The sequence below is a fragment of the Microbacterium sp. PI-SA-G genome (genome assembly GCF_057215335.1).
In genome coordinates this window covers 2,194,306-2,215,922 of the sequence record NZ_CM170103.1, presented here as the reverse complement: position 1 = coordinate 2,215,922, position 21,617 = coordinate 2,194,306, and the positions used below count along the sequence as shown (strand labels likewise).

The 21,617-nt window shown below is 69.7% G+C and carries 23 protein-coding genes and 1 pseudogene; 14 read left to right on the top strand and 10 right to left on the bottom strand.

Features of this window, described 5'->3' with window-relative positions:
• The first annotated feature begins 32 nt into the window (after positions 1-32).
• Positions 33-953: a glycine betaine ABC transporter substrate-binding protein gene (locus AC2D10_RS10845; RefSeq protein ID WP_484707684.1), complete on the top strand. Its 921-nt coding sequence runs from the start codon at positions 33-35 to the stop codon at positions 951-953.
• Positions 954-1,114: 161 nt separating this feature from the next.
• Here the strand turns inward: AC2D10_RS10845 and AC2D10_RS10840 are convergent, their stop codons facing one another.
• Positions 1,115-2,353: a sensor histidine kinase gene (locus AC2D10_RS10840; protein WP_484707683.1), complete on the bottom strand. Its 1,239-nt coding sequence runs from the start codon at positions 2,351-2,353 to the stop codon at positions 1,115-1,117.
• Complete coding sequence (locus AC2D10_RS10835) at positions 2,350-3,015, bottom strand: response regulator transcription factor (protein ID WP_484707682.1); 666 nt, start codon at positions 3,013-3,015, stop codon at positions 2,350-2,352. The genes AC2D10_RS10840 and AC2D10_RS10835 overlap by 4 nt, the downstream gene beginning before the upstream one ends.
• Before the next feature lie 137 nt (positions 3,016-3,152).
• Here AC2D10_RS10835 and AC2D10_RS10830 point away from each other — a divergent pair, with 137 nt between their 5' ends.
• The 5 genes from AC2D10_RS10830 to AC2D10_RS10810 are packed head-to-tail and all read left to right on the top strand — an operon-like array spanning position 3,153 to position 8,418.
• A complete protein-coding gene (locus tag AC2D10_RS10830) occupies positions 3,153-3,923 on the top strand; it encodes a hypothetical protein (protein ID WP_484707681.1) in 771 nt (256 codons plus the stop codon).
• Positions 3,920-4,975, top strand: coding sequence for a peptidoglycan-binding protein (locus AC2D10_RS10825; RefSeq protein WP_484707680.1), 1,056 nt, complete (start codon positions 3,920-3,922; stop codon positions 4,973-4,975). The genes AC2D10_RS10830 and AC2D10_RS10825 overlap by 4 nt, the downstream gene beginning before the upstream one ends.
• Entirely contained in the window at positions 4,975-5,697 is a 723-nt protein-coding gene (locus tag AC2D10_RS10820; RefSeq protein WP_484707679.1) for an ABC transporter ATP-binding protein, read from the top strand. The genes AC2D10_RS10825 and AC2D10_RS10820 overlap by 1 nt, the downstream gene beginning before the upstream one ends.
• Positions 5,694-6,902: an ABC transporter permease gene (locus tag AC2D10_RS10815; protein ID WP_484707678.1), complete on the top strand. Its 1,209-nt coding sequence runs from the start codon at positions 5,694-5,696 to the stop codon at positions 6,900-6,902. The genes AC2D10_RS10820 and AC2D10_RS10815 overlap by 4 nt, the downstream gene beginning before the upstream one ends.
• Before the next feature lie 46 nt (positions 6,903-6,948).
• Positions 6,949-8,418 carry a lipase maturation factor family protein gene (locus tag AC2D10_RS10810; protein WP_484707677.1) on the top strand — a complete coding sequence of 490 codons (1,470 nt, stop codon included), beginning with the start codon at positions 6,949-6,951 and terminating at the stop codon, positions 8,416-8,418.
• A 7-nt stretch (positions 8,419-8,425) separates the two neighbouring features.
• Here the strand turns inward: AC2D10_RS10810 and AC2D10_RS10805 are convergent, their stop codons facing one another.
• The 4 genes and pseudogenes from AC2D10_RS10805 to AC2D10_RS10790 form a co-directional block, all read right to left on the bottom strand.
• Entirely contained in the window at positions 8,426-9,193 is a 768-nt protein-coding gene (locus AC2D10_RS10805; RefSeq protein ID WP_484707676.1) for an ABC transporter permease, read from the bottom strand.
• Positions 9,190-9,967, bottom strand: a pseudogene (locus AC2D10_RS10800) (ABC transporter ATP-binding protein). The gene AC2D10_RS10805 and the pseudogene AC2D10_RS10800 overlap by 4 nt, the downstream one beginning before the upstream one ends.
• Positions 9,964-10,359, bottom strand: a complete 396-nt coding sequence (locus AC2D10_RS10795; RefSeq protein ID WP_484707675.1) for a DUF1048 domain-containing protein — start codon at positions 10,357-10,359, stop codon at positions 9,964-9,966. The pseudogene AC2D10_RS10800 and the gene AC2D10_RS10795 overlap by 4 nt, the downstream one beginning before the upstream one ends.
• A gap of 2 nt (positions 10,360-10,361) precedes the next feature.
• Positions 10,362-10,739 (bottom strand): PadR family transcriptional regulator, encoded by a 378-nt coding sequence (locus AC2D10_RS10790; RefSeq protein WP_484707674.1) that lies wholly within the window; start codon positions 10,737-10,739, stop codon positions 10,362-10,364.
• A 158-nt stretch (positions 10,740-10,897) separates the two neighbouring features.
• Between AC2D10_RS10790 and AC2D10_RS10785 the strand changes: the two genes are divergently transcribed.
• Positions 10,898-11,401, top strand: a complete 504-nt coding sequence (locus AC2D10_RS10785; RefSeq protein WP_484707673.1) for a cytochrome C5 — start codon at positions 10,898-10,900, stop codon at positions 11,399-11,401.
• A gap of 381 nt (positions 11,402-11,782) precedes the next feature.
• Here the strand turns inward: AC2D10_RS10785 and AC2D10_RS10780 are convergent, their stop codons facing one another.
• Positions 11,783-12,784, bottom strand: a complete 1,002-nt coding sequence (locus tag AC2D10_RS10780) for a magnesium and cobalt transport protein CorA (protein ID WP_484707672.1) — start codon at positions 12,782-12,784, stop codon at positions 11,783-11,785.
• A gap of 378 nt (positions 12,785-13,162) precedes the next feature.
• Between AC2D10_RS10780 and AC2D10_RS10775 the strand changes: the two genes are divergently transcribed.
• Positions 13,163-13,900 carry a sigma-70 family RNA polymerase sigma factor gene (locus AC2D10_RS10775; RefSeq protein ID WP_484707671.1) on the top strand — a complete coding sequence of 246 codons (738 nt, stop codon included), beginning with the start codon at positions 13,163-13,165 and terminating at the stop codon, positions 13,898-13,900.
• 41 nt (positions 13,901-13,941) lie between these two features.
• On the opposite strand, the gene AC2D10_RS10770 is transcribed toward AC2D10_RS10775, so the two are convergent.
• From AC2D10_RS10770 to AC2D10_RS10760, 3 genes are all read right to left on the bottom strand, one after another.
• Positions 13,942-14,784: an SDR family NAD(P)-dependent oxidoreductase gene (locus AC2D10_RS10770; RefSeq protein ID WP_484707670.1), complete on the bottom strand. Its 843-nt coding sequence runs from the start codon at positions 14,782-14,784 to the stop codon at positions 13,942-13,944.
• A gap of 89 nt (positions 14,785-14,873) precedes the next feature.
• Complete coding sequence (locus tag AC2D10_RS10765; protein ID WP_484707669.1) at positions 14,874-15,722, bottom strand: SMP-30/gluconolactonase/LRE family protein; 849 nt, start codon at positions 15,720-15,722, stop codon at positions 14,874-14,876.
• Entirely contained in the window at positions 15,719-16,558 is an 840-nt protein-coding gene (locus AC2D10_RS10760) for a hypothetical protein (RefSeq protein ID WP_484707668.1), read from the bottom strand. Before AC2D10_RS10760 ends, AC2D10_RS10765 begins: the two co-directional genes overlap by 4 nt.
• Before the next feature lie 60 nt (positions 16,559-16,618).
• Between AC2D10_RS10760 and AC2D10_RS10755 the strand changes: the two genes are divergently transcribed.
• From AC2D10_RS10755 to AC2D10_RS10730, 6 genes are all read left to right on the top strand, one after another.
• Positions 16,619-17,122, top strand: coding sequence for a hypothetical protein (locus AC2D10_RS10755; protein WP_484707667.1), 504 nt, complete (start codon positions 16,619-16,621; stop codon positions 17,120-17,122).
• 325 nt (positions 17,123-17,447) lie between these two features.
• On the top strand, positions 17,448-18,350 hold the full coding sequence (gene phnD / locus AC2D10_RS10750; RefSeq protein ID WP_484707666.1) for a phosphate/phosphite/phosphonate ABC transporter substrate-binding protein: 903 nt from the start codon (positions 17,448-17,450) through the stop codon (positions 18,348-18,350).
• Positions 18,347-19,219: a phosphonate ABC transporter ATP-binding protein gene (gene phnC / locus AC2D10_RS10745; protein ID WP_484707665.1), complete on the top strand. Its 873-nt coding sequence runs from the start codon at positions 18,347-18,349 to the stop codon at positions 19,217-19,219. Before phnD ends, phnC begins: the two co-directional genes overlap by 4 nt.
• The gene (phnE, locus tag AC2D10_RS10740; protein ID WP_484707664.1) at positions 19,216-20,091 is read left to right on the top strand and encodes a phosphonate ABC transporter, permease protein PhnE; all 876 of its coding nucleotides are present in this window, start codon (positions 19,216-19,218) and stop codon (positions 20,089-20,091) included. The genes phnC and phnE overlap by 4 nt, the downstream gene beginning before the upstream one ends.
• Entirely contained in the window at positions 20,088-20,846 is a 759-nt protein-coding gene (locus AC2D10_RS10735; RefSeq protein WP_484707663.1) for a tyrosine-protein phosphatase, read from the top strand. Before phnE ends, AC2D10_RS10735 begins: the two co-directional genes overlap by 4 nt.
• On the top strand, positions 20,843-21,469 hold the full coding sequence (locus AC2D10_RS10730) for a TetR/AcrR family transcriptional regulator (RefSeq protein ID WP_484707662.1): 627 nt from the start codon (positions 20,843-20,845) through the stop codon (positions 21,467-21,469). The genes AC2D10_RS10735 and AC2D10_RS10730 overlap by 4 nt, the downstream gene beginning before the upstream one ends.
• Positions 21,470-21,617 lie beyond the last annotated feature (148 nt).

Below are 21,617 nucleotides of genomic sequence, written 5' to 3'. Positions count from 1 at the left end.
CCAGACATACGGAACCGAGAGAGAGACGACACATGAAGAAGAAGATCCTCAGCATCGCGGCCATCGGCATCACGGCATCCCTGACCCTCGCCGGCTGCAGCGGCGACGGCACGGGCGGCACCGGCGGCACCGGCGGCGAGAGCACCGGCGGCTCGGGCGACAAGGGCACGATCACGCTGGGCTTCCTGCCCTCGTGGACCGACGGACTCAGCACCGCGTACCTGATCCAGGACCAGCTCGAGAAGATCGGCTACACGGTCGAGATGAAGACGCTCACCGAGGCGGGCCCGCTGTACACCGGCCTCGCGCAGGGTGACGTCGACATGTACCCGTCGGCCTGGCCCGAGCTCACCCACAAGTCGTACATGGACACGTACGGTGACGACATCGAGGACCTCGGTGCGTACTACGAGAACGCGAAGCTCACGCTCGCGGTGCCGGAGTACTCCGAGTTGACGTCGATCGCCGACCTCGCGGGCCGTTCGGCCGAGTTCGACGGCAAGATCTACGGCATCGAGCCGGGCGCGGGTCTTACTGCGCAGACCCAGAAGATGCTTCCCGAGTACGGACTCGACTCCGAGTACGAGCTGGTCACCTCGTCGACCGCCGCGATGCTCACCGAGCTGAAGACGGCGACCGATGCGCAGGAGGACATCGTCGTGACGCTGTGGCGTCCGTTCTGGGCCAACGACGCCTTCCCGCTGAAGGACCTCGAAGACCCGATGGGCGCGATGGGCGAGGCCGAGGGCCTGCACTTCCTGGGCACGAAGGGCTTCGCCGAGGAGTTCCCCGAGGCCGCTGAGCTGGTCGAGAAGATCAAGCTCGATGACGCACAGTACGGTGCGCTCGAGGACATGGTCGTGAACGAGTTCGGTGAGGGCAAGGAAGCGGATGCCGTCGACGCCTGGCTCGAGGAGTACGGCGACCAGTTCGACTGGGTCGTCAGCAGCTGACGCACCGCCGTCTCGCCCGCACGTCGGGCGGATCTCTCGCCGATGGGCGGAGGAATCCTCAGGGACCCTCCGCCCATCGGTGTGTTCGCCGCCCGACGCGGTGTGTTCACGCCCGGGCGCGGTGCGTTCGCGCCCGGCGATCGACCGGCCCAGGCGGCCGCTCAGGCGGGCAGACGGAGCGTGGCGAACAGCCCGCCGTCTGCCCGCGCTCGTAGCTGCAGCGCTCCGCCGTGCGTGGTGGCGATGCTCTGCACGAGCGCCAGGCCCAGGCCGATGCCGGAGGGTCCAGCCGAAGTCCGCGTGGTATCGCCGCGGTAGAACGGCTCCGCGAGCTGCGCGACCGTCTCGGGCGCGATGACCGCTCCGGTGTTCTCGACCTCGATCACGGCATCCGCGCCCTCTCGGCGGCACCGCACCCAGAGATCGCCGCCGGGAACGTTGTGACGGATGCCGTTGTCGAGCAGGTTGCGCAGGGCCCGGCCGAGCAGCACGCCGTCGCCCGAGATCTCGAGGGGCCGAGCGCTCACATGCACGACCACGCGGTGCGTGACGAGGTCGCCGATCTCATCGGCGATGACGGTGGCGAGTTCGACGGTCTCGACATGCTCGAGCCCGGTCTGCGACCGTGCGAGCGTGAGCAGCGCCGCGATCAGCCGCTCGCTCTGCTCGGTCGCGCGCAGCGCGCGCCGCAGGTTCGGCTCGAGTTCCGCGGGCACGGTGCCCTGCGCGAGCGGGATCTCGAGCGCCGTGCGCGTGGTCGTCAGCGGCGTGCGCAGCTCGTGCGAGGCGTTCGCGACGAAGCGGTCCTGGGCGACGAACGCCGACTGCAGCCGGTCGAGCATGCCGTCGATCGTGTCGCCGAGCTCCTTGATCTCGTCGTCGGGTCCGGGCAACGCGAGGCGGCGTCCGAGATCGCGCTCCGAGATGTCACGGGCCGTCGCGGTCACCTCACGGATGCGGCCGAGAGACCGGCGTGCGAGCCAGAACGCGAGCAGCGCAGCCACTCCGGTGAAGGCGACCAGGACCACGGCCGATGAGGTCAGCAGCCCGCCGCCGACCTCATCGGCAAGGAAGTTCGACTGCTGCAGGACCGCGCCGCCGACGTCATCCGCCGAGGAGGGATCCAGAGCCTCGGCATCGTTCCCGGTGAACGACACGCTGTCGAAGAGGGAGCACCCGGTGGAGTCCGGCGGCGTCGTCTCGGTGTTCGTGTCGGCATCCGGGGTCGGAAGACTGCCGTCCTCACCGGCGGGCAGGCAGCTCTCGACCGTGACCGTGATCGCCGAATCGAACAGCTGCTGCACCACGAGGTACTGCACGGTGAGCAGGCCGGCGCCCACGGCCACGAACACCCCCGCGATGACGAGCACGAGCCGGGTGTGAAAGCTGAGGCGTCTCATGAGATTCCCATCCGGTAGCCATGCCCCGCCGCCGACTGGATCACGGTCGGTGCGCCGAGCTTGCGCCGCAGCGTGTGCACCACGATCTTCACCACGCCGCGGGTGCGCTCCTGCGGCTCGGACCACACCTCGTCGCGCAGCTCGTCGACGCTCACGTATCCGCCCTCGGCCACGAGCAGGGCCTCGAGCACGCCGAACTCCTTGGGGGTGAGCCGCATCGGCACCCCGTCGCGCTCCACCACGCGCCGGGTGCTGTCGAGGCGCACACCCGCGAACTCGCGGACGGCGCTCGATCCGGTCGGCGACGTGCGGCGGGCGAGCGCCCGAATGCGTGCGAGCAGCTCGACGTACGCGAACGGCTTCGCGAGGTAGTCGTCGGCGCCGAGGTCGAGGCCGTCGACGCGATCGCTGAGGGTGCCTGCCGCGGTGAGCATCAGGATGCGGGCCGGATACTGCTGCGCGACGAGTGTGCGGCACACGGCGTCGCCGTGCAGCACCGGCAGGTCGCGGTCGAGCACGATCACGTCGATGTCGGCCGCCGCGGCCGCGACCAGCGCGCTCGCCCCGTCGCGGGCGACATCGACCCGATACCCCTCGCGCCGCAGACCGTCGGCCAGCGTGTCGGCCAGATCGGCCTCGTCCTCCACCAGCAGCAGTCTCATCGCATCCCCTCGGTCCGAGGATGCGCGCGCCGAGGTTAGTTTCCGGTTAGGCGCACTCATACCCACACCCAACCACCCTCTCCGTAGAACTGACCTCAGTGTCGCGGACGAACCGCGGACGGAAGAAGGGAAACCACATGTTTCAGCTGAGAGGGCGCCGTTCGCTCGTCGCCGTCCCCGTCATCCTCGCGGCCCTGGCGCTCGCCGCGTGCTCCTCACCGGCCGGTCAGGGTGCCGCATCGTCGGCGCCCACCGACGGCGATGCGGCTGCCGCCCGCTTCGTGACCTGCCTCACCGGTGAGGGCCAGACGGCGAAGATCCTCGATGCGGGGATGGTCGGCCTCCTCCAGCCCGGCGCACCGGATGGCGGCGGCGAGACGCCGCTCGACGGAGCGAGCGAATCGAACGGCACGATCTCTCTGGGCGAGGGCGGGGAGGGCATGAGCATGACGTTCTCGGACGACGACGGGAACTGGCTGGCGGCCAGCAGCGCCGACTCCTACCCCGACGAGGGCGGACAGCGTGAGGCCTGGACCGCATGCGAGAAGGAGGTGCCCGAGTTCACGCAGGCCACCCCAGACCTCGGGGGCTCCGACACCCTGCAGAACCTGAAGGAGGCGGCGAAGAATCAGACCACGACCGCCCTCGCCTTCGCGACCTGCGCCCGCAAGAACGGCTACGCCGACTTCGCCGACCCGAACGCCGACGGTGAACTCGAGCTGCCGACGGGCATCACCGAAGACGAGGCCGAAGCCCTGCTGAAGGCGTGCGCGCCCGCGGCGGGCGAGGTCGCCCCCGCGATCACGCAGGCGAGCATGAACGCGCTCGACTTCGACTGGGTGGCCCTCGCGTCCGAGTACTTCCCCGGTGGCGTCGCGGTCGGCGGCGTCGGCGGGACCGACCGATGAACCGCCGTCGCGTGCGGATCATCGCTCCTGTCGCCGCGGTCCTCGTGATCGGCGCAGTGACGCTCGCCGTCCTGCAGCCGTGGCGCTCGGCGACGGCCGCACCCGACGCCGCGAAGGCGCCGGTGACCGCCGAAGCGGAGCGTACGACACTCACCTCCGACCTCCGGCTCAACGGCAACCTGAGCTACGGTCAGGCGATCGACCTGCCCGGGCGCGCCGGCATCGTCACTCGGCTGCCGAAAGCCGGAGACACGATCGGCGTCGGTCAGGCCGTCTACGAGGTCGACGGTGCACCGGTGATCGCGATCCGCGGCGACCGACCGTTCTGGCGTGACCTGAGCGCGGGTGTCACCGACGGACCCGACGTGCGGCAGCTGGAGCAGGCGCTCGCGGATCTCGGCTTCGGGCGGGATCTGACGGTCGACGACCACTTCACCGCGATCACCGAGTCGTCGATCAGGGCCTGGCAGAAGTCGATCGGGGTTCCGGTTGACGGCGTGCTCGCGCTCGGCGATGCGGTCGCTGTCAACGCGGCATCGGTGCGCGTGAGCTCGGTCACGGCCACGCTCGGCGACTCCGACGGCGCGAGTCCGCTCGCGTACACCGGCACGACGCTGCGCGTCGAGACCGCGCTCACCGATGCGCAGTCGCGGGAGATCCTGCCGGCGACGCCGGTGACGATCGTTCTGCCCGACGGCACCGAGGCGCCGGCGACTCTCACCTCGATCGATCCGGGTGGGCAGCCGACGAAGGAGGAGGGCAAGACCACCCCGGCGATCGCGACCGTCGACCTCGCAGACCCCGCGGTCGCCCAGGGCATCGGCCTGCGCGCGGTCAAGGTCGTGCTCGCCGCCTCTGAGGTCAAGGACGCGATCGTCGTGCCCGTGACCGCCCTGGTCGCGACGGCCGACGGCGGGTACGCGGTCGACGTGCTGCGCGCGAAGGGCAGGATCGAGCGCGTGGCCGTGGAGACCGGGCTGATCGCCGACACCCGGGTGCAGATCGTCGGTGGAGACCTCGCCGAGGGCGACGCCGTGGTGGTGGCACCGTGATGCCGGCTGCCGTTACCAGCGGTGCCGTCGTCGAACTCGTCGACGTCGTCAAGGAGTATCCGGGCTCCCCGCCGCTGCGGGTGCTGCACGGGGTGAACCTCGCCATCGCCGACGGGGAACTGGTCGCCGTCGTGGGGGCGTCGGGGTCGGGCAAGAGCACCATGCTGTCGATCCTGGGCACCCTCGACGATCCGACGAGCGGCACGGTGCTGATCGACGGGACGGATGTCGCGGCGCTCCGCGAACGCGAACGTGCCGCTCTGCGGGGCGACCGCATCGGGTTCGTGTTCCAGCAGTTCTTCCTGCTGCCCGCGCTGAGTGCCGTCGAGAACGTCGCACTCGGTCTGCTGTACTCGGGGGTGAGCGCGGCGGAGCGCATACGGCGCGCGGCCGTGGCGCTCGAGCGGGTCGGGCTGGGAGCACGGCTGGACCATCGCCCCGGTCAGCTGTCGGGAGGTGAGCAGCAGCGCGTCGCGATCGCGCGGGCTGTGGTGGGGGACCCGTCGGTGCTGTTCGCCGACGAGCCGACCGGCGCGCTCGACTCGGCCACGGGAGAGCGCATCCTCGAGCTGCTTACCGCCATCGCCGAGGCCGGGACGGCGGTCGTGATCATCACGCACGACCTCGAGATCGCCGCGCGCACGCATCGGCAGGTGCGCATCCAGGACGGGCGCATCGTCAGCGACACCGGGCAGAGCGTTCCGGTCGGGGGTGTGCAATGACCGCCGTACGCCGGCGCGCGCCGCGGCTCAGCGTCGGCGACAGCATCCGCACCGCACTGATCGGTCCCCGCAGCCGCAAGATGCGCACGGCGCTCTCGGCCCTCGGTGTGGCGGTCGGCATCGCCGCGCTGACGGCGATCACGGGTATCGCCGCGTCGAATCAGGCCGAGCTGCTGTCCAAGCTCGACTCGCTCGGTGCCGACATGCTCGTGGTCCAGCCCGGGTACGGACCCGACGACAAACCGATTCCCCTGCCGCAGACCGCGCCGGGCATGATCGGGCGCATCGCCGGGGCGGAGGAGGTGGGCGTTCTCCAGCAGGTGCCCGACGGGATCGGCGTGTACCGCAACGACCTGATCCCCGCGAGTCAGGGCAACGGGCTGACGGCGTCGGCGGCGAGCCCGGACTTCCTCTCGTCGGTGGAGGGTTCGGTGGCGAAGGGTGCGTGGTTCACGGAGGCGAATCGGTCGCTGCCGGTGGCGGTGCTCGGCTCGGCCGCGGCGGCACGGATGGGGATCACCGAGCCGGGTGCCCGTGTCTGGATCGGGGCGCAGTGGTACTCGGTCATCGGCATCCTGCGCTCGGCGGGGCTGGCGGAAGAGCTCGATCAGACCGCTTTCCTCGGCGACCGGTGGGCTGCAGAGCATGTGTCGAGCGACGGCAAGAACACCATCGCCTCGATCTACGTGCGCATGGCCGACGGGCGCACCGGAGAGAAGGTGCGCGACGCCGTCGCCCGCGCCGCGAACCCGCGGTCGGAACTCGTGCAGGTGTCGGGGCTGGGCGACCTCGCCGGTGCGCGCGCGACGGCGGATGACTCGCTCTCGGGCCTGGGCGTGGGCCTGGCCGCGATCGCACTGCTGGTGGGGGGCATCGGGATCGCGAACACGATGGTCGTCGCGGTGCTGGAGCGCCGCGGCGAGATCGGACTCCGGAGGGCGTTGGGGGCGCGTTCCGGGCAGATCGCCGGGCAGTTCGTGGGGGAGGCGATCGTGCTGGGCGGGCTCGGAGGCCTGGCCGGCACGATGCTCGGCGGGCTGGGGGTGGTCGTGTACGCCACGATCCAGGGCCAGACGGTGACGATCCCGGTCACGGTGCTCGTCGGAGGGCCGGCCGTGGCGCTCGTGGTCGGGGTGCTCGCGGGGCTGTACCCCGCGGTGAGCGCGGCTCGCCTGTCGCCGACCGTTGCCCTGCGGACGGCCTGAGCGCAACCCCCTGATCCGTCCGCGGCCGCAGACCTAGCCTGTGGCCGTGGACGGGTTCGCGGCAGTCGATTTCGAGTTCGCCCGCGAGGTCCTGCAGAGGGGCATCGCGGCGCTGTACCTCGTCGCGTTCGTGTCGACGCTGAACCAGTTCCGTCCGCTCCTCGGTGAGCACGGGCTGCTCCCGGTGCCGGCGCTGCTCGACTGGATCGGGCAGAAGAAGGAACGGCGGCGGCTGCTGCATCCGACCCTCTTCCTGCGCATCCGCTACACCGACCGCCGACTCGTCGTGCTGTGCTGGTCGGGCATCGTCGTCGCGGCGCTCCTGGTGCTGGGAGTTCCGCAGTGGGGGCCGCCGTGGGTGCCGATGCTGTGCTTCCTCGCGCTGTGGCTGGGCTACATGTCGATCGTCAGCATCGGCCAGACGTTCTATGGCTTCGGGTGGGAGATGCTGCTGCTCGAAGCCGGCTTCCTCGCGGCGTTCCTCGGCTCGAACGACCAGCCGCCGCCGACCGTCGTGATCGTGCTGTTCTGGTGGCTGCTGTTCCGGCTGGAGTTCGGCGCCGGCATGATCAAGATCCGCGGGGGACGCGAGTGGCGCGACCTCACGGCCCTGATGTACCACCACGAGACGCAGCCGATGCCGGGCCCGCTCAGCCGCCAGGCGCACCTGCTGCCGCGGTGGGTGCATCGGGCCGAGGTGGTCGGCAACCACGTCGCGCAGCTGGTGGTGCCGTTCTTCCTGTTCGCCCCGCTGCTGTCGCTGTGGATCGAGGGGCCGGTGCCGCAGATCATCGGCACCGTCGCAGCATCCATCGTGATCGCGACGCAGGCGTGGCTCGTGCTCACCGGCAACTTCGCGTGGTTGAACTGGGCGACGATCGTCGTCGCGTTCTCGGCCATCGCACTCCCGGGCATCGGCGTGCAGTCGGGCGAGTCGGGCGCTGCGGCATCCTGGCCCGGCATCCCGCTGTACTGGTTCGTGATCACGACCGCCGTCGGTCTGCTGTACCTCGTGGTGAGCTGGCCGTCGCTGCAGAATCTGTTCGCCCGACGCCAGATGATGAACGCGAGCTTCAACCGCTGGCAGCTCGCGAACGCGTACGGCGCCTTCGGCTCGGTCACCAAGGAGCGCGTGGAGATCGTCGTCGAGGGGGCGGCCGACGACGACGCCGCCGAGTGGCGCGAGTACGAGTTCCGCGGCAAGCCGGGTGACGTGCGGCGCATTCCGCGGCAGTTCGCCCCGTACCACCTGCGCCTGGACTGGTTGATGTGGTTCCTGCCGCTCGGGCATTCGCTCGACGACTGGTTCACGGTGTTCCTGCTGCGGCTGCTCGAGGCGGATGCCGCGACGCTCAAGCTCCTGCGCGTCGACCCCTTCGACGGCGAACGACCGCGGTGGGTGCGTGCGGTCTCGTATCGCTACCGCTTCGCGACCCGAGCAGAGCGCCGCGACCGGGGTGTGCGGTGGGTGCGCTCGCAGCGACGCGTGGTCATGGGGCCGGTCGGGTTGCGGTGAGCCCTGCTCAGCTCACCTTCCGGCGGTACGAGATGATCGCGAAGACGTATCCGACGATCAGGATGCCGAGGCACCACGCGAGCGCGACCCAGATCTCGCTCCCGACGGGGTCGCCGGCGAACAGCGCCTGCACCGTGGTGACGATCGAGGTGACGGGCTGGTTCTCGGCGAACCAGCGCACGGGTGCGGGCATCGTGTCGGTCGGCACGAACGCCGAGCTGATGAACGGCAGGAAGATCAGCGGATACGAGAACGCGCTCGCGCCGTCGACCGTCTTCGCGTTGAGTCCGGCGATGATCGCCAGCCACGTGAGCGCCAGGGTGAACAGCATCAGGATGCCGATGACTCCGAGCCACGCCCAGACGCTCGCCCCGGTGCGGAAGCCCATCAGGAATCCGACGCCGAAGATGATCGCCAGGGTGATGGCGTTCGCGGTCAGCGAGGTCAGCACATGCGCCCACAGCACACTCGATCGGGCGATCGGCATGGAGTGGAAGCGCTCGAAGATGCCGCTCTGCATGTCGGTGAACAGGCGGAACGCCGTGTAGGCGATGCCCGAGGCGATCGCGATGAGCAGGATGCCGGGGAGCAGATAGTTCACGTAGTTCTCGGCGCCGGTGCTCTGCCGCAGCGCGCCGCCGAAGACGTAAACGAACAGGAGCATCAGCGCGATCGGGGTGACCGCGGTGGTGATGATCGTGTCGGGACTGCGGAAGATGTGCCGCATCGAGCGGCCGGTGAGTGTCGCCGTGTCGACGGCGAAGTGCGTGCTCATGCTGCCTTCTCCTGGTTCTCTGAGTCTTTCGCGGGGCCCACGAGCGAGAGGAAGATCTCTTCCAGCGTGGGCTGCTTCTCGACGTACTCCACGGTCGCCGGGGGCAGCAGCGTCTTGAGTTCGGCGAGGGTGCCGTTGGCGATGATGCGTCCCTCGTGCAGGATCGCGATGCGGTCGGCGAGGTGCTCGGCCTCGTCGAGGTACTGCGTGGTGAGCAGCACCGTGGTCCCCGTGTCGGCGAGTTCCTTCACGACCTGCCACACCTCGATGCGCGCCTCGGGGTCGAGGCCGGTGGTCGGTTCGTCGAGGTAGATGACCTCGGGGCGCCCGACGAGGCTCATCGCGATGTCGAGGCGCCGCCGCATCCCTCCCGAATAGGTGCCGACCTTGCGTGCTCCGGCATCCGTGAGGCGGAAGGTCGCGAGCAGATCGTCGGCGATGCTCGCCGCGTCGGGCAGGTGGCGCAGCTTCGCCACGAGCACGAGGTTCTCGCGTCCGGTGAGGATCTCGTCGACCGCGGCGAACTGCCCGGTCAGCGAGATCCTCTCGCACCCCGACCGGGTTCACGGCGACGTCGACGCCCTGCACGGTCGCTGTCCCGGCATCCGCTCGCAGCAGCGTCGAGAGGATGCGCACCATGGTGGTCTTGCCGGCACCGTTCGAACCGAGGAGGGCGAGGATGCTGCCGCGCTCCACCTCGAAGTCGACGCCGCGGAGCACGTGCAGGTCCTTGTAGGACTTCTCAATGCCCCGCACACTGATCGCTGCGGTCATGACTCCTTCTCCTTGCCTTGCGCCTTGACGTTGGCCTTGTCGTTGGCCTTGTCGACGGCCGCGATCAGGCGCGCCCGCTCCTTGTCGATCCACTGCTTTCCCCCGTACGCCTGGGCGTAGTTCTCGGCGAACTCGACCGGGTCGTCGCCGATGATCGCGCTGACCGGGGTGCCGTCGATCGCGGCGCGCTCCCACAGGTCGGCCTGGTCGACGATCATCTGCACGAGGGTGTCGCCGTCGGTGATGCCGCCGTAGTACATGAAGTACCGGTGCAGCGCATCGGCGGTCGCGCGATACGGCTCGGGGAGTGCGTCGAGACGCGCCTTCGCCTGTCGGTACTGCTTCTTCTGTTCGAGCGACCCGGTGAGGGCCTCGATCCACTTCGCGGCCATGGTCAGTTCTCCTTCGTGTCGGTGCTGGTGCTGGTGTTCGTGCTGGTGCTGGTGCTGGTGCTCGGGTTCAGGTGCTCGATGCGCCCGGCGAGGAACCGCCAGGTCTTCCAGAACTCTTCGAGCTCGGTGTGGCCCTGCGTGTTGAGGGTGTACACCTTGCGGGGCGGACCCTTCTCGCTGGGAACCTTCTCGACGTCGACGAGTCCGCGCTGCTCGACCCGCACCAGCACGGCGTAGACGGTGCCTTCGGCGATGTCGACGAAGCCGTGATCGCGCAGTCGTGCGGTGACGTCGTAGCCGTACGCCGGCTGTTCGGCCAGCAGTGAGAGGACGATGCCCTCGAGCGTGCCCTTGAGCATCTCGGTCATCTGCTTTCCCATGACGCTCTCCCTTCCATCCGGTACTCAGTGTTGCTGGGTACCGGTACAAAGTAACACTAGGTACCGGTACTTAGCAACACCGAATACTGAGGTTTTCGTTTCGCTGAGTGCCGCGTCATCCATGCCCTGAATCGGCGCGCATGCACGAGACTGGATCCATGCCCTCGACTTCGCTGGACTCCCTTCTCGCCCGTATCGCCGACAGCGGCCTGCTCGACGAGCCGACCGCCGCGAACGGACTCGTCTACGGACGGGCGAGTCTGGATGCCGCGGGCACCGAGGTCACGGTCAACGTCGATCCCGAACTCCACGACGACGACGATGAGCTCGACGACGATGCGCTGCTCGAGGCGATCACCCGCATCCTGTCGATCAGCGAGTCGCGCTGGCGGGCGGTGATCGAGGAGGTCGCAGTCGAGATCGAGGATGCCGTCGCCGACGACGAGGCGCCGGTGATCGAGCAGACCGACCTGCGCGACGACCTCGAGGCGACGTCGGTCGTGGTCTTCGCAGACGCCATGCTGCTCGCGTTCGTCGCGCCGCGTCAGTTCCCCGACTCACGCATCCTGGTGCAGCTCGACGAGGACCTCGAGGTCGACGGGGTCGAGGTGCGCGACCGCGAGGGCGACGACGCCGACACCTTCACCGCCGTCGAGGACTGAGCGGGGTTCTCGCGCCGCGCCCCGCGCGCCGACGCGCGCCGGGAGGGGTCGCAACACGCCGTATCCCTCCGCGCGATGCGGCCTTCTGCGTCCCCTGCGCTCGGCCCGCCCGCGGCATCCGCTCGGGAGGGGTCGCAACACGCCGTATCCCTCCCCGCGTTGCGGCCTTCTGCGTCTCCTGCGCTCAGCGCGCCCGCGGCATCCGCGCGGGAGGGGTCGCAACACGCCGTATCCCTCCCCGCGTTGCGGCCTTCTGCGTCCCCTGCGCTCAGCGCGCCCGCGGCATCCGCGCCGGGAGGGGTCGCAACACGCCGTATCCCTCCCCGCGTTGCGGCCATCTGCGTCCCCTGCGCGGCAACGCCCCCCGGCGCAGCCCCTGCCTCACAACCACTTCTTGTACTTGAACACCCCGTACAGGGCCACCGCGAACGTCGCCATCGCGCCGATCGCCATGGGGTAGCCGAACGCCCAGCTGAGCTCGGGCATCACCTCGAAGTTCATGCCGTAGACCGTGCCGACCAGCGTCGGAGCGAAGATGATCGCCGCCCACGAGGAGATCTTCTTGATCTCGTCGTTCTGCGCGAGCCCGGCCTCGGTCTGGCGCCGGGCGACGAGCGCGGAGTGCACCGTCAGCGCGTTCTCGAGGATCGCGCGGAACGAGTCCACCCGCTCGTTCACGCGAATCGTGTGGTCGAGCACGTCGCGCAGCGACCGCTGCAGCTCCTCGTCGATGCGGTACTTGTGCGATCCGCGGCGCAGCCACTCCAGCATCCCGGTGAGGGGGTGCACCGCCCGCTGGAAGTTGATGACCTCGCGCGACAGCTCGTAGATGCGGCGCGAGAGGGCGTCGTCGTCGCTGTCGCCGAAGAGCTGGTCCTCGATCTCGTCGATGTCGTTGAGCAGTCCGGAGACGATCGGCTCGTACCCGTCGACGACCTCGTCGAGGATCGCGTAGAGCACGGCCTCGGGGCCCATCGCGAGGAGTTCGGGGTTCGCCTCCATGCGCTGTCGCACGGCCGCGAGGTTCGGCGACTCCGCATGGCGGATGGTGATGACGAAGTCGGGTCCGATGAACAGGTGCAGCTCGCCGAACTCGATCGACTCCTGCTCGTCGCGGTAGCGGGCGGGGCGCAGCACGGCGAAGAGCGTGTCGCCGTAGCGCTCGACCTTGGAGCGCTGGTGGCCGGCGAGGGCGTCTTCGACGGCGAGCGGATGCAGGTCGAACTCCCGCGCGACCGAGGCGACCTCCTGCGGGCTCGGTCGGTACAGACCGATCCACGCGACGCCGCCCAGGCTGTGGAGGGCACGCGAGGTCTCGTCGAGGTTCTGCAGGGTCTCGACGCGACGTCCGTCGACGTACACGCCGTTGTCGATGAGGGCCATGGTCAGGCTCCGTTCTCGCAGGAGCGCAGCGCGGCATCAGCCGGGTGCGCAGGATTCGTCAGGATGCGGAGGACGCCACCGACGGCTGCGGGAAACGACGTGCGAACGCGCTGATGCTCAGAGATCAGCGCGAGAGGGCACGGAGTCGCGACGCGGCCGAGGCGACGTCGTAACTATCACCGGTCATCGCCATCACCGCCTTTCGCGCTCTCATCGGGCCACGCGGCCCTGAACGAGGATACCCCGCCCCGCGCATGCCGACGACCGGCGGATGACCGCGTCGACAGTCGGCCCCGATCAGTGTGGACGCGCCGGTGTCACGATGGCGCAGACCCCTCGCGCTGCGGGGAGTCGGGGACTGGGGAGTCGGGAAGATTCATGCTGGGGACACAGAACAGAGCGCGCGCGGAGCACGACCTCGAGGACGACGAGGCCGAGCTGCTCGATCGCAGCAGGGCCGGTGACCGGCAGGCTTTCGCCGATCTCTGGCGGCGGCATGCTCCGTACGCGGTGCGGTACGCCCGCAGTCTCGGTCCGCCGCGGCCCGATCCTGAAGACGTCGTCGGTGAGGCCTTCATCCGCATCATGCGCACGCTGTGGGCGGGAAACGGTCCCCGAAACCGCCTGCGGCCGTACCTGTTCACCACGATCAGGAATACGCGCAACACGATGCTTGATCGGATGCCGCCGACAGCGCCGATCCATGAGCTCGACCGGCTGCCGTCGACGGTCGGCACGGTCGACGAGAGACGGATGACGGATGACGCGGCGATCACGTCTGCCTTCCGCTCGCTGTCGGAGCGATGGCAGCAGGCGCTCTGGCTGAGCGAGGTCGAGGAGATGCCGCCGCGGAGCGTCGCCGACATGCTCGGATTGAAGGCGAACTCGGTGGCCGCGCTGACCTATCGGGCGCGCGGGGCGCTACGCAGCGGATGGATTCGCGCGCAGGTGCGCGACGCCCCGTCGGATGCGACGCACGAGGAGATCGTCGAGACGCTGACCGCGTACGTCCGGAACGAGATGGCGGATGCTGCGCGGTCGCGGGTCCAGCGGCACCTCGCGAGTTGCGAGTTCTGCCGCGCCGTCGAGGATGCCCTCGTGTGCCTGCGCGCCTAGCCCTCCGCGCGCCTAGCCCTCTGCCCGGCTAAGCCCCCCGCCTAGCGGCGATCGAGCCCGACGAGCTGCGCGCTCTTCTGCCACAGCGCCTCGGCGAGATCCGCGTCGTCGACCTGCGGGTTCACCCGGGTGCTCAGCACGCGCTCGTCGTAGTACGCGCCCGAGCGCCAGGTGTCATCCGGTGTCCCCTCGATGAACCAGGTCAGGTGCGCGCCGCCCTTCTCGCTGCTGATGAGCAGCAGGTGCTTGAGCGGGCTGCGGTAGACGAGTCGCATGATCGTCGACGAGTCCGACGCGAAGTTGGTGCGCACCGTGCCGGGGTGGAAGGCCACGGCGCTGAGTCCCTGCGGGTGGAACTTCGTGTGCAGGCTCTTGGCGAAGAGCACGTTGGCGAGCTTCGCGTCGCCGTAGGCCTTGTTCGCGCTGTAGTTCGCCCGGTTGTCGAGGTCGTCGACGTCGATGCGTCCGAACAGGCGGTGCCCGACGCTCGACGTGTTGATGACCGACGCCCGGGCCTTCAGCAACTGCGGCAGCAGCAGGTTCGTCAGCAGGAACGGCGCCAGATGATTCACCTGGATGGTCTTCTCGAAGCCGTCGACCGTGGGGGTCTGGTCGCCGAAGATGCCGCCGGCGTTGTTCGCCAGCACGTCGATCCCGTCGTCACCCACCCGCTCGGCGATGTCGCTCGCGAGTGTGCGCACATCATCGAGCCGGGCGAAGTCGGCGGTGAGGTGCTCGGCTCCGGTCTCGCGGGCGACCGCCGCGGTCTTCTCGACCGAGCGGCCGATGAGCAGCAGACGATGTCCCGACCCGGCGAGCTGCCGCGCCGACGCGGCCCCGATGCCGTCGGATGCTCCGGTGATGACGATCGTCTTGCGCTGCATGGTGCTCCTCAGGGATCGGATGCCGGGGCGCGAGCCCGCGCAGCGGGGAAGTCGGGGGCGGAAAGGTCGGGCGGGGAAGGTCGGGCGGGTCAGCCCGCGAACGGCAGGACCGGGAGGCCGTGCACCCCGGGCCGCACCGCGTACACCGAGCCGGCGTCGGTGCCGTGGTCGTCGGGCAGATCCTGCGCCGAGGTCGTGATGAACAGCGTGCCGAGGTCGTCGCCGCCGAACGTGCAGGCGCTCACCTGCTCGACGGGCAGGTCGATGCGCTCGATCAGCGAGCCGTCCGGAGCATAGCCGCGCACGGCGGATCCTCCCCAGAGCGCAACCCAGATGCTGCCGTCGGCCGCGACCGTCATGCCGTCGGGGCTGCCGTCGTCCTCAGCGATGTGCGCGAACTCGCGGCGGCCACGCACCTCGCCCTCGACGACGTCGAACACGTCGATCCGCTGGGCGCCGGTGTCGACGTGGTAGAGCCGGTGGCCGTCGGGCGTGAACGCGATGCCGTTCGACATCGTGGTCTTCGGCAGCACGGTGGTCACCGTGAGCGCGGCGTCGAGCCGCAGCAGCACGCCCGCGTCGGGGGCCGAGTCGTACGCCATCGAGCCGGTCAGCAGGCGGCCGCGGGGGTCACAGCATCCGTCGTTCATGCGCACCGCGGGGTTGTCGAGCAGCGTCGCGACGGCGCGAGTCTCGCCGTCGACCTCGTCGGCGAGATAGAGCGTGCGGGCGCCGACGGCAACGAATCCGCCGGCCGTGCGCGGACGCGCGAACGCGAGGTACTCGTCGTCGATGTGCTGGCGGGTCACGCCGTCGTCGCGCAACGTGAGCAGGTCGCCCGCGTGGCCGTCGGTGTAGCGCAGGCCGCCCCATCCGGGCCACCACACGGGGGTCTCGGCATGGTGCGCGACGGGACCGGTGACGTTCTCGGGGATCATGCGGGCTCCTTCCGCGGCGGCAGGGGTTCGGCGATCGGCATCGGTGCGGGTTCCGGTGCGCGCTCAGGGGTGTGCGCCGGCGGGGCGGCGGACGCGGGCGCGGGAGCGACCGGCGCCGATATCTCGCGCGCCACCTGCTTCTCGAGCACGGTGACGGCCTCGTCGGAGAGCAGGATCAGGCCGTCGAGCTCTTCACGCACCCGCTTGTACGCGACGTTGCGCTCGGCCTGCGTGGCGGACTCGTCGACCGCGACCTTCAGCAGCTGCTGCGCGCGATCCAGGCGTTTGCGCTCGGGTGCCGTGAAGGTCGAGTCGCGCAGGCGACGAGCATCCTTCTCGGCGATCTCGAACGCGACCGCGTAGTCGCCGACGGCCTGCAGGTACTCGGCGATCTGGTGCTCGCTGACCTTCGCCTCGGCAGAGAGGGGACGCAGCGCGTCGGCCGTCTTCTTCGCCCGCAGGAAGGCGGCGGTGAGGGGCTGGCGGCCATCGCTCATGGCCGGGAACGCGATCAGCTTCGCGACGTCGAGCTCGTAGTCCAGCCACCGTGCGGTGATCTCGTCGTGCTCGGTGAACAGTCGGCCCAGCAGATCGTTCGAGGGGACGGTCGCCGTCGTGTCGACGAACGTCGGGCCCCGCTGTTTCGCCTGCCGGGTGGCGTTGCGGGCCTCGATCTCGGCCGTCTTCAGCTGCGTCTTCAGGCGGAGCGTCTCGAGGCGGCGCTCATGCCGACGCTTGGCGTTCTGCTCCCACGCCTTGGCAGCCCCGCCGGCCATCCCCATCACGGGGAAGATGAGCCACCAGTAGTTGCCCAGCCACGCGAAGAACGGTTCCATGATGTGCTCAGCCTACTTCGCGCGCCCCCGGCGCACGCCAGTGATTGATAGCGTCGGAGTATGGTCACCGCCCTCGTGCTGAAGATCGTCCTCTTCGCAGCGGCGGTCATCTTCGTGCTGATCGTCGTGCGCCGGTTCTTCGTGCGGACGAAGCCCGGGGCGACGGTCATCCCGCGCATCAGGCTCCACCGGTTCTGGGGGTTCGGTGCGGTGCTTCTTCTCGTGCTCGGACTCCTCGCCGGCATCCTCGGCTTCGGCAGCGGAAACGGTGAGATCCGCGACCCGCTGCCGTTCCGCATCGCCTCGGTGGTGCTCGTGGTCGCGGGGCTGCTCGTGCTGTGGGCGTATCGCAACCGGTATGTCGAGCCCGGTCCGGACGCGATCCGGTTCCGCACGATCTTCGGTGCCGAGCGGATGATCCACCACGGCGACATCGCCTCGCACCGGGTCGTCGGTCGCGGACGGCGACGGATGCTCGTGCTCACCTCGACCGGCGGCACGCGGCTGCGCGTGGATCTGTCGGCGCCCGGCCTCGCGCCGCTGCGCGCTGCGCTGAGGGTCTGAGCGGGGCTGCCCCCGCGCGCTCGCGTCTCGCAGGTGTCGCATATGGCCGCGTCCCAGCATCCATAGCGACCATCTGCGACCCCTCCTGCGCGCTGCCAGTCCCCGCCCTGCGCGCAGGTGTCGCATATGGGCGCATCCCAGCATCCTCAGCGGCCATCTGCGACCCCTCGCGAGCCCCAAACAACACACCACCCCCACCTCCGTCACCAGCCGTTCACGCAGCGTTCGGTTCCGAGTACGGCGGTCTCGTAATTGCGCGACATCTTCAGGAGTTGGAATACCGATGTTCTCGGAATTCCGGGGCCATCCCTCCCGAAAGGTCATCATGCGCCGCCTCACCCTGCCCGCCGTCGGCCTGCTCAGCCTCGCCGCCCTCGCCCTCACCGGATGCCAGAGCCCGAGCGCCGAGGCGGCCCCCGCCGATCCCGACGCCCCCATCACGATCGCCACGCTCCCCGTCGGCGAAGACCCCACCGCCGAGAACCCGATCGAGGTGTTCGCCGAGCTGTTCGAGAAGGCGACCGGCCGCGAGGTCGAGGTCATCGATGTGCCCGACTACCTCAGCGTGGTCGAGGCGATCCGCGCCGACCACGTCGACATCGGCATCATGAGCGGCTTCCCCTCGGCGCTCGCCGTGAACACCGGCGAGGTCGACGCGCTGGTCGCGTTCGAGGGCGACGGCAAGCCGGTCTCGACCTGCGTCGTGCTGAACGACTCGCCGATCCAGACCGTCGAGGACCTCGAGGGCAAGACCGTCGCCTTCGCCGACCAGGCATCGAGCTCGGGCTACTTCATGCCGGTCTACATGCTCCACGAGGCCGGCCTCGAGCGCGACACCGACTACGAGGCGATCTTCGCCGGCGGCCACGAGGGCAGCTTCGCCGCCCTGCAGCAGGGACAGGTGGATGCCGCGTGCACCGCCGTCATGCTCACCGAGCTCGGCGCACCGATGTTCCCGTTCGCCGAGGGCGAGTGGCGCGGCGTCGGCGAGAGCCCGGCGATGAGCATCCAAGGGGCGGTCCTCGGGCGTCAGTCGCTCGATGCCGACACGCGCAAGCTCATCCAGAAGGGCATCGCCGAGGTCTTCTCGGCCGAGAACGCCGAGCAGCTGGGCGCCTACGGATCCTTCGCCGCGTCGCCGCTGAAGGTCGACCCGGCCGGTGCGGACTTCGCGTCCTTCGCCGAGATCGCCGCGGTCGCGGGCGTCGAGCTCGAGGACCTGAAGTGACGACACCGTCGATCGTGGGGGCGGATGCTGCGGCATCCGCCCCCACGGGCCCGTCCGTCGAGCGCACCTCGACCGCCGAGCTGCGCCAGGCGCTGCCGCTCGTCACGGTCCGTGACCTCACCGTCGCGTACGACGAGAACACGGTGCTCGACGGGGTCGATCTCGACCTGTTCCCCGGAGAGATGGTCGCGCTGCTCGGGTCGTCGGGGTCGGGAAAGTCCACGCTGATGCGCAGTCTCACCGGGTTCGCGCCGATCGCGGGCGGCTCGGCGCGTGTCGCCGGGCACGACGTCACGAATCTCGGTCGCGGTCAGCTGCGCACCCTGCGGTCGGATGTCGGTCAGGTGTTCCAGCAGTTCAACCTCATCCCGCGCCTGAGCGTGCTGACCAACGTGCTCACGGGCGCGCTGCACGGCGCCGGACCCATCAACATGGTCGGTGGATTCTCGAGCGCCCACCGCCGGCGCGCGCTCGAGCTGCTCGACCGGGTCGGCATCGCGCACAAGGCGTCGGAGCCCGCCCGCTCGCTCTCGGGCGGACAGCAGCAGCGCGTGGCGATCGCCCGCGCGCTGATGCAGCAGCCGAAGGTGATCCTGGCCGACGAGCCGGTCGCCTCACTCGATCCCAAGCTGGCCGACTCGGTGCTCGAACTCCTGCGTGAGATCGCCACCGACGACGGCATCCCGGTGCTCGTGAGCCTGCACGTGCTGCCGCTCGCGCTCGCGCACAGCGACCGCATCATCGGGCTGCGTCACGGCGAGGTGCTGGTGTCGGGTGCGACGTCGCAGCTGGATGCCGCGGCCCTCGCTCCGCTCTATGACGACGACGACAACGACGAGGACCACACCCCCGAAGGAGCACGGCGATGACCACGACGGCCGACCCGAAGCCGCGGCCCGACCGCGCGGCGCGCACCGGCTCCGGCCGGTCCACCGCCAAGCCCGTGCTCAGCGCCGCGGAGCGCACGCGACTCGAGAGCGCGTTCCGCGTGCCGCGCGCCCGCTTCCTGCTGGGCCTGCCGGTCGCGGTGCTGCTGCTGATCTGGTCGTTCAACGGCGCCCAGTTCAACTTCGTCAAGCTCGGCGAGGGCACCGTCAACATGGGCGAGTTCCTCTCGCGCCTGTTCCCGCCGGACTTCTCGAAGATCGGCACCATCCTCGCGCTGCTCCTCGAGACGTTCCAGATGGCGGTCGTCGGCACCGTGCTGGGCGCCGTGCTCGCGCTCTTCGCGGCGGTCTGCGCGGCGTCGAACATCGCCCCCGCCTGGCTGTACTACCCGACGCGCTGGGTGATGAACGTCATCCGCTCGGTACCCGACCTGGTCTTCGCGCTGATGTTCGTCTCGGCCGTCGGGCTCGGACCGTTCGCCGGCATCCTGGCCATGACCCTCGGCTCGATCGGGTCGATCGGCAAGATCTTCGCCGAGGCGATGGAGCAGGTCGATCGCGGACCCGTCGTCGCCATGGAGGCGGTCGGCGCGTCGAAGCGGCAGGTGATCCAGTACGGCATCCTGCCCCAGGCAGCGCCGCTGCTGACCTCGTACACGCTGCTGCTGTTCGAGGGGAACGTGCGTGGCGCGACCATCCTCGGCCTCGTGGGCGCCGGCGGCATCGGCCTCGAGCTGACCACCGCGATGCGCATGTACGACTACGGCCACCTCAGCGCCATCATCATCTGCATCATCGTGCTCGTCACGGTGATCGACCAGGGCAGCGCCCTCATCCGAAGGAGAATCACATGAGCATCATCGACGCCCCGCTGATCGAGCTGAGCGCGCCGGTCAACCTGCGAGACCTGGGCGGCATCGCCGTCGACGGGGGTGTGCTGCGCAGTCGGCTCGCGATCCGCACCGACGATCTGGCGCTCGTGACCGACGCGGTCGCCGACGAGTTGGTCGCCAACGGACTCACCGCCGTCATCGATCTGCGCTCCAACGACGAGGTCGAGATCAGCGGACGCGGACCGCTCGCCACCCGCGCGGTCACGTACCACCACATCGCCCTGATGGCGAACGTCGGCGACTCGATGCGCGAGCACCGGGAGTTCACGCACGAGTCGATGGGCGCGTCGTACCTCGCGATGGTGGATGCTGCGGCCCCCCAGCTCGTCACCGCGTTGAACGTGATCGCCTACTCGCCCGGCACGACCGCGTTCCACTGCGCCGCCGGCCGCGATCGCACCGGTGTGCTCGCCGCGATGCTGCTGCTGGCGCTCGGGGCATCTGACGACGACATCGTCACGGATTACGCGCGCACCGGGCCGAACATGTCGGCGATCATGCAGCGCACCCGCGGAGTGATGGGACCGCTGCTCGCCCGCATCGGGTTCGACGAGGAGCGCATGCGCGTCAGCCTCGACGGGCCGATGGACGTGTCGATGCGCATTCTGCTCGACACGCTGCGCGAACGGCACGGCGATCCGCTGGCGCCGCTGCGCGCCGCGGGGCTCTCGGACGACACGATCGCCAGACTGCGCGCGCGGGCGCTCGACGCGTGACGCTGACGCAGACGGATGCCGGGACGGCGGTTCGTCGCCGCCCCGGGCGTCCGCGCGATGAGGACATCGACGGCCAGATCGTCGCGGCGACGCTCGCGATCATCGATGAGGGCGTCGAGGTGACCGTGTCGCGCGTGGTCGCGCGGAGCGGCGTGAGCCGGGCGGCGCTGTACCGGCGCTGGCCCTCGCTCACGACGTTGATCGCGGCCGCGCTCGACGTGGGTCGCGAACTTCCGCCGGAGTATCCCGAGGGGCACGATCTGCACGAGATTTTGCTCGCGGGGCTCGGGCTCGGCGACGGAGGTGTTGCGCCGTCGGCACCCGGATACTCCGAGGAGCGCTTCCGCCAGCGCATCCGCCTGGTCATGTCGGACCGCGCTCTGCAGAAGGCGTACTGGGAGTCGCACGTGTCGCGTCGGCGCGTGCCGCTGCACAACGCGCTGCGCTCGGGCATCGCGCGGGGTGAGTTGCGCGACGACCTCGACATCGAGGCCTGTTTCGACGCGATCGCGGGGGCTGCGTACTACCAACTCGTGGTGCGCGGAGACCGGATCGACGACCCCGCCGTGGTCGCGCGGCTGCGTGCGGCGATCGAGGTGATCTGGCGCGGGATGGTGGTGTGAGGGGGGTGGGTGCCTGTTGTGGTGCCTGTTGCGCTGCCTGGGGAGGGGTCGCGAATCGTCGCTTCAGCGGGCAGGATGCGGCCATGTGTGACCCCTGCCGCGCGGGGGTGCCGTCGCGCTGCTCAGGTGGGGTCGCGAATCGTCGCTT

What these genes read in the sequence shown, in the direction of transcription:
- AC2D10_RS10825 (WP_484707680.1), top strand. Translation starts at nt 3,920, where the DNA reads ATGAACCGCCGTCGCGTGCGGATCATCGCTCCTGTCGCCGCGGTCCTC.
- AC2D10_RS10805 (WP_484707676.1), bottom strand. Translation starts at nt 9,193, where the DNA reads ATGAGCACGCACTTCGCCGTCGACACGGCGACACTCACCGGCCGCTCG.
- AC2D10_RS10785 (WP_484707673.1), top strand. Translation starts at nt 10,898, where the DNA reads ATGCCCTCGACTTCGCTGGACTCCCTTCTCGCCCGTATCGCCGACAGC.
- AC2D10_RS10840 (WP_484707683.1), bottom strand. Translation starts at nt 2,353, where the DNA reads ATGAGACGCCTCAGCTTTCACACCCGGCTCGTGCTCGTCATCGCGGGG.
- AC2D10_RS10845 (WP_484707684.1), top strand. Translation starts at nt 33, where the DNA reads ATGAAGAAGAAGATCCTCAGCATCGCGGCCATCGGCATCACGGCATCC.
- AC2D10_RS10765 (WP_484707669.1), bottom strand. Translation starts at nt 15,722, where the DNA reads ATGATCCCCGAGAACGTCACCGGTCCCGTCGCGCACCATGCCGAGACC.
- phnE (WP_484707664.1), top strand. Translation starts at nt 19,216, where the DNA reads ATGACCACGACGGCCGACCCGAAGCCGCGGCCCGACCGCGCGGCGCGC.
- AC2D10_RS10780 (WP_484707672.1), bottom strand. Translation starts at nt 12,784, where the DNA reads ATGGCCCTCATCGACAACGGCGTGTACGTCGACGGACGTCGCGTCGAG.
- AC2D10_RS10820 (WP_484707679.1), top strand. Translation starts at nt 4,975, where the DNA reads ATGCCGGCTGCCGTTACCAGCGGTGCCGTCGTCGAACTCGTCGACGTC.
- AC2D10_RS10835 (WP_484707682.1), bottom strand. Translation starts at nt 3,015, where the DNA reads ATGAGACTGCTGCTGGTGGAGGACGAGGCCGATCTGGCCGACACGCTG.
- AC2D10_RS10775 (WP_484707671.1), top strand. Translation starts at nt 13,163, where the DNA reads ATGCTGGGGACACAGAACAGAGCGCGCGCGGAGCACGACCTCGAGGAC.
- AC2D10_RS10760 (WP_484707668.1), bottom strand. Translation starts at nt 16,558, where the DNA reads ATGGAACCGTTCTTCGCGTGGCTGGGCAACTACTGGTGGCTCATCTTC.
- AC2D10_RS10795 (WP_484707675.1), bottom strand. Translation starts at nt 10,359, where the DNA reads ATGGCCGCGAAGTGGATCGAGGCCCTCACCGGGTCGCTCGAACAGAAG.
- phnD (WP_484707666.1), top strand. Translation starts at nt 17,448, where the DNA reads ATGCGCCGCCTCACCCTGCCCGCCGTCGGCCTGCTCAGCCTCGCCGCC.
- AC2D10_RS10790 (WP_484707674.1), bottom strand. Translation starts at nt 10,739, where the DNA reads ATGGGAAAGCAGATGACCGAGATGCTCAAGGGCACGCTCGAGGGCATC.
- AC2D10_RS10815 (WP_484707678.1), top strand. Translation starts at nt 5,694, where the DNA reads ATGACCGCCGTACGCCGGCGCGCGCCGCGGCTCAGCGTCGGCGACAGC.
- AC2D10_RS10770 (WP_484707670.1), bottom strand. Translation starts at nt 14,784, where the DNA reads ATGCAGCGCAAGACGATCGTCATCACCGGAGCATCCGACGGCATCGGG.
- AC2D10_RS10830 (WP_484707681.1), top strand. Translation starts at nt 3,153, where the DNA reads ATGTTTCAGCTGAGAGGGCGCCGTTCGCTCGTCGCCGTCCCCGTCATC.
- AC2D10_RS10755 (WP_484707667.1), top strand. Translation starts at nt 16,619, where the DNA reads ATGGTCACCGCCCTCGTGCTGAAGATCGTCCTCTTCGCAGCGGCGGTC.
- AC2D10_RS10735 (WP_484707663.1), top strand. Translation starts at nt 20,088, where the DNA reads ATGAGCATCATCGACGCCCCGCTGATCGAGCTGAGCGCGCCGGTCAAC.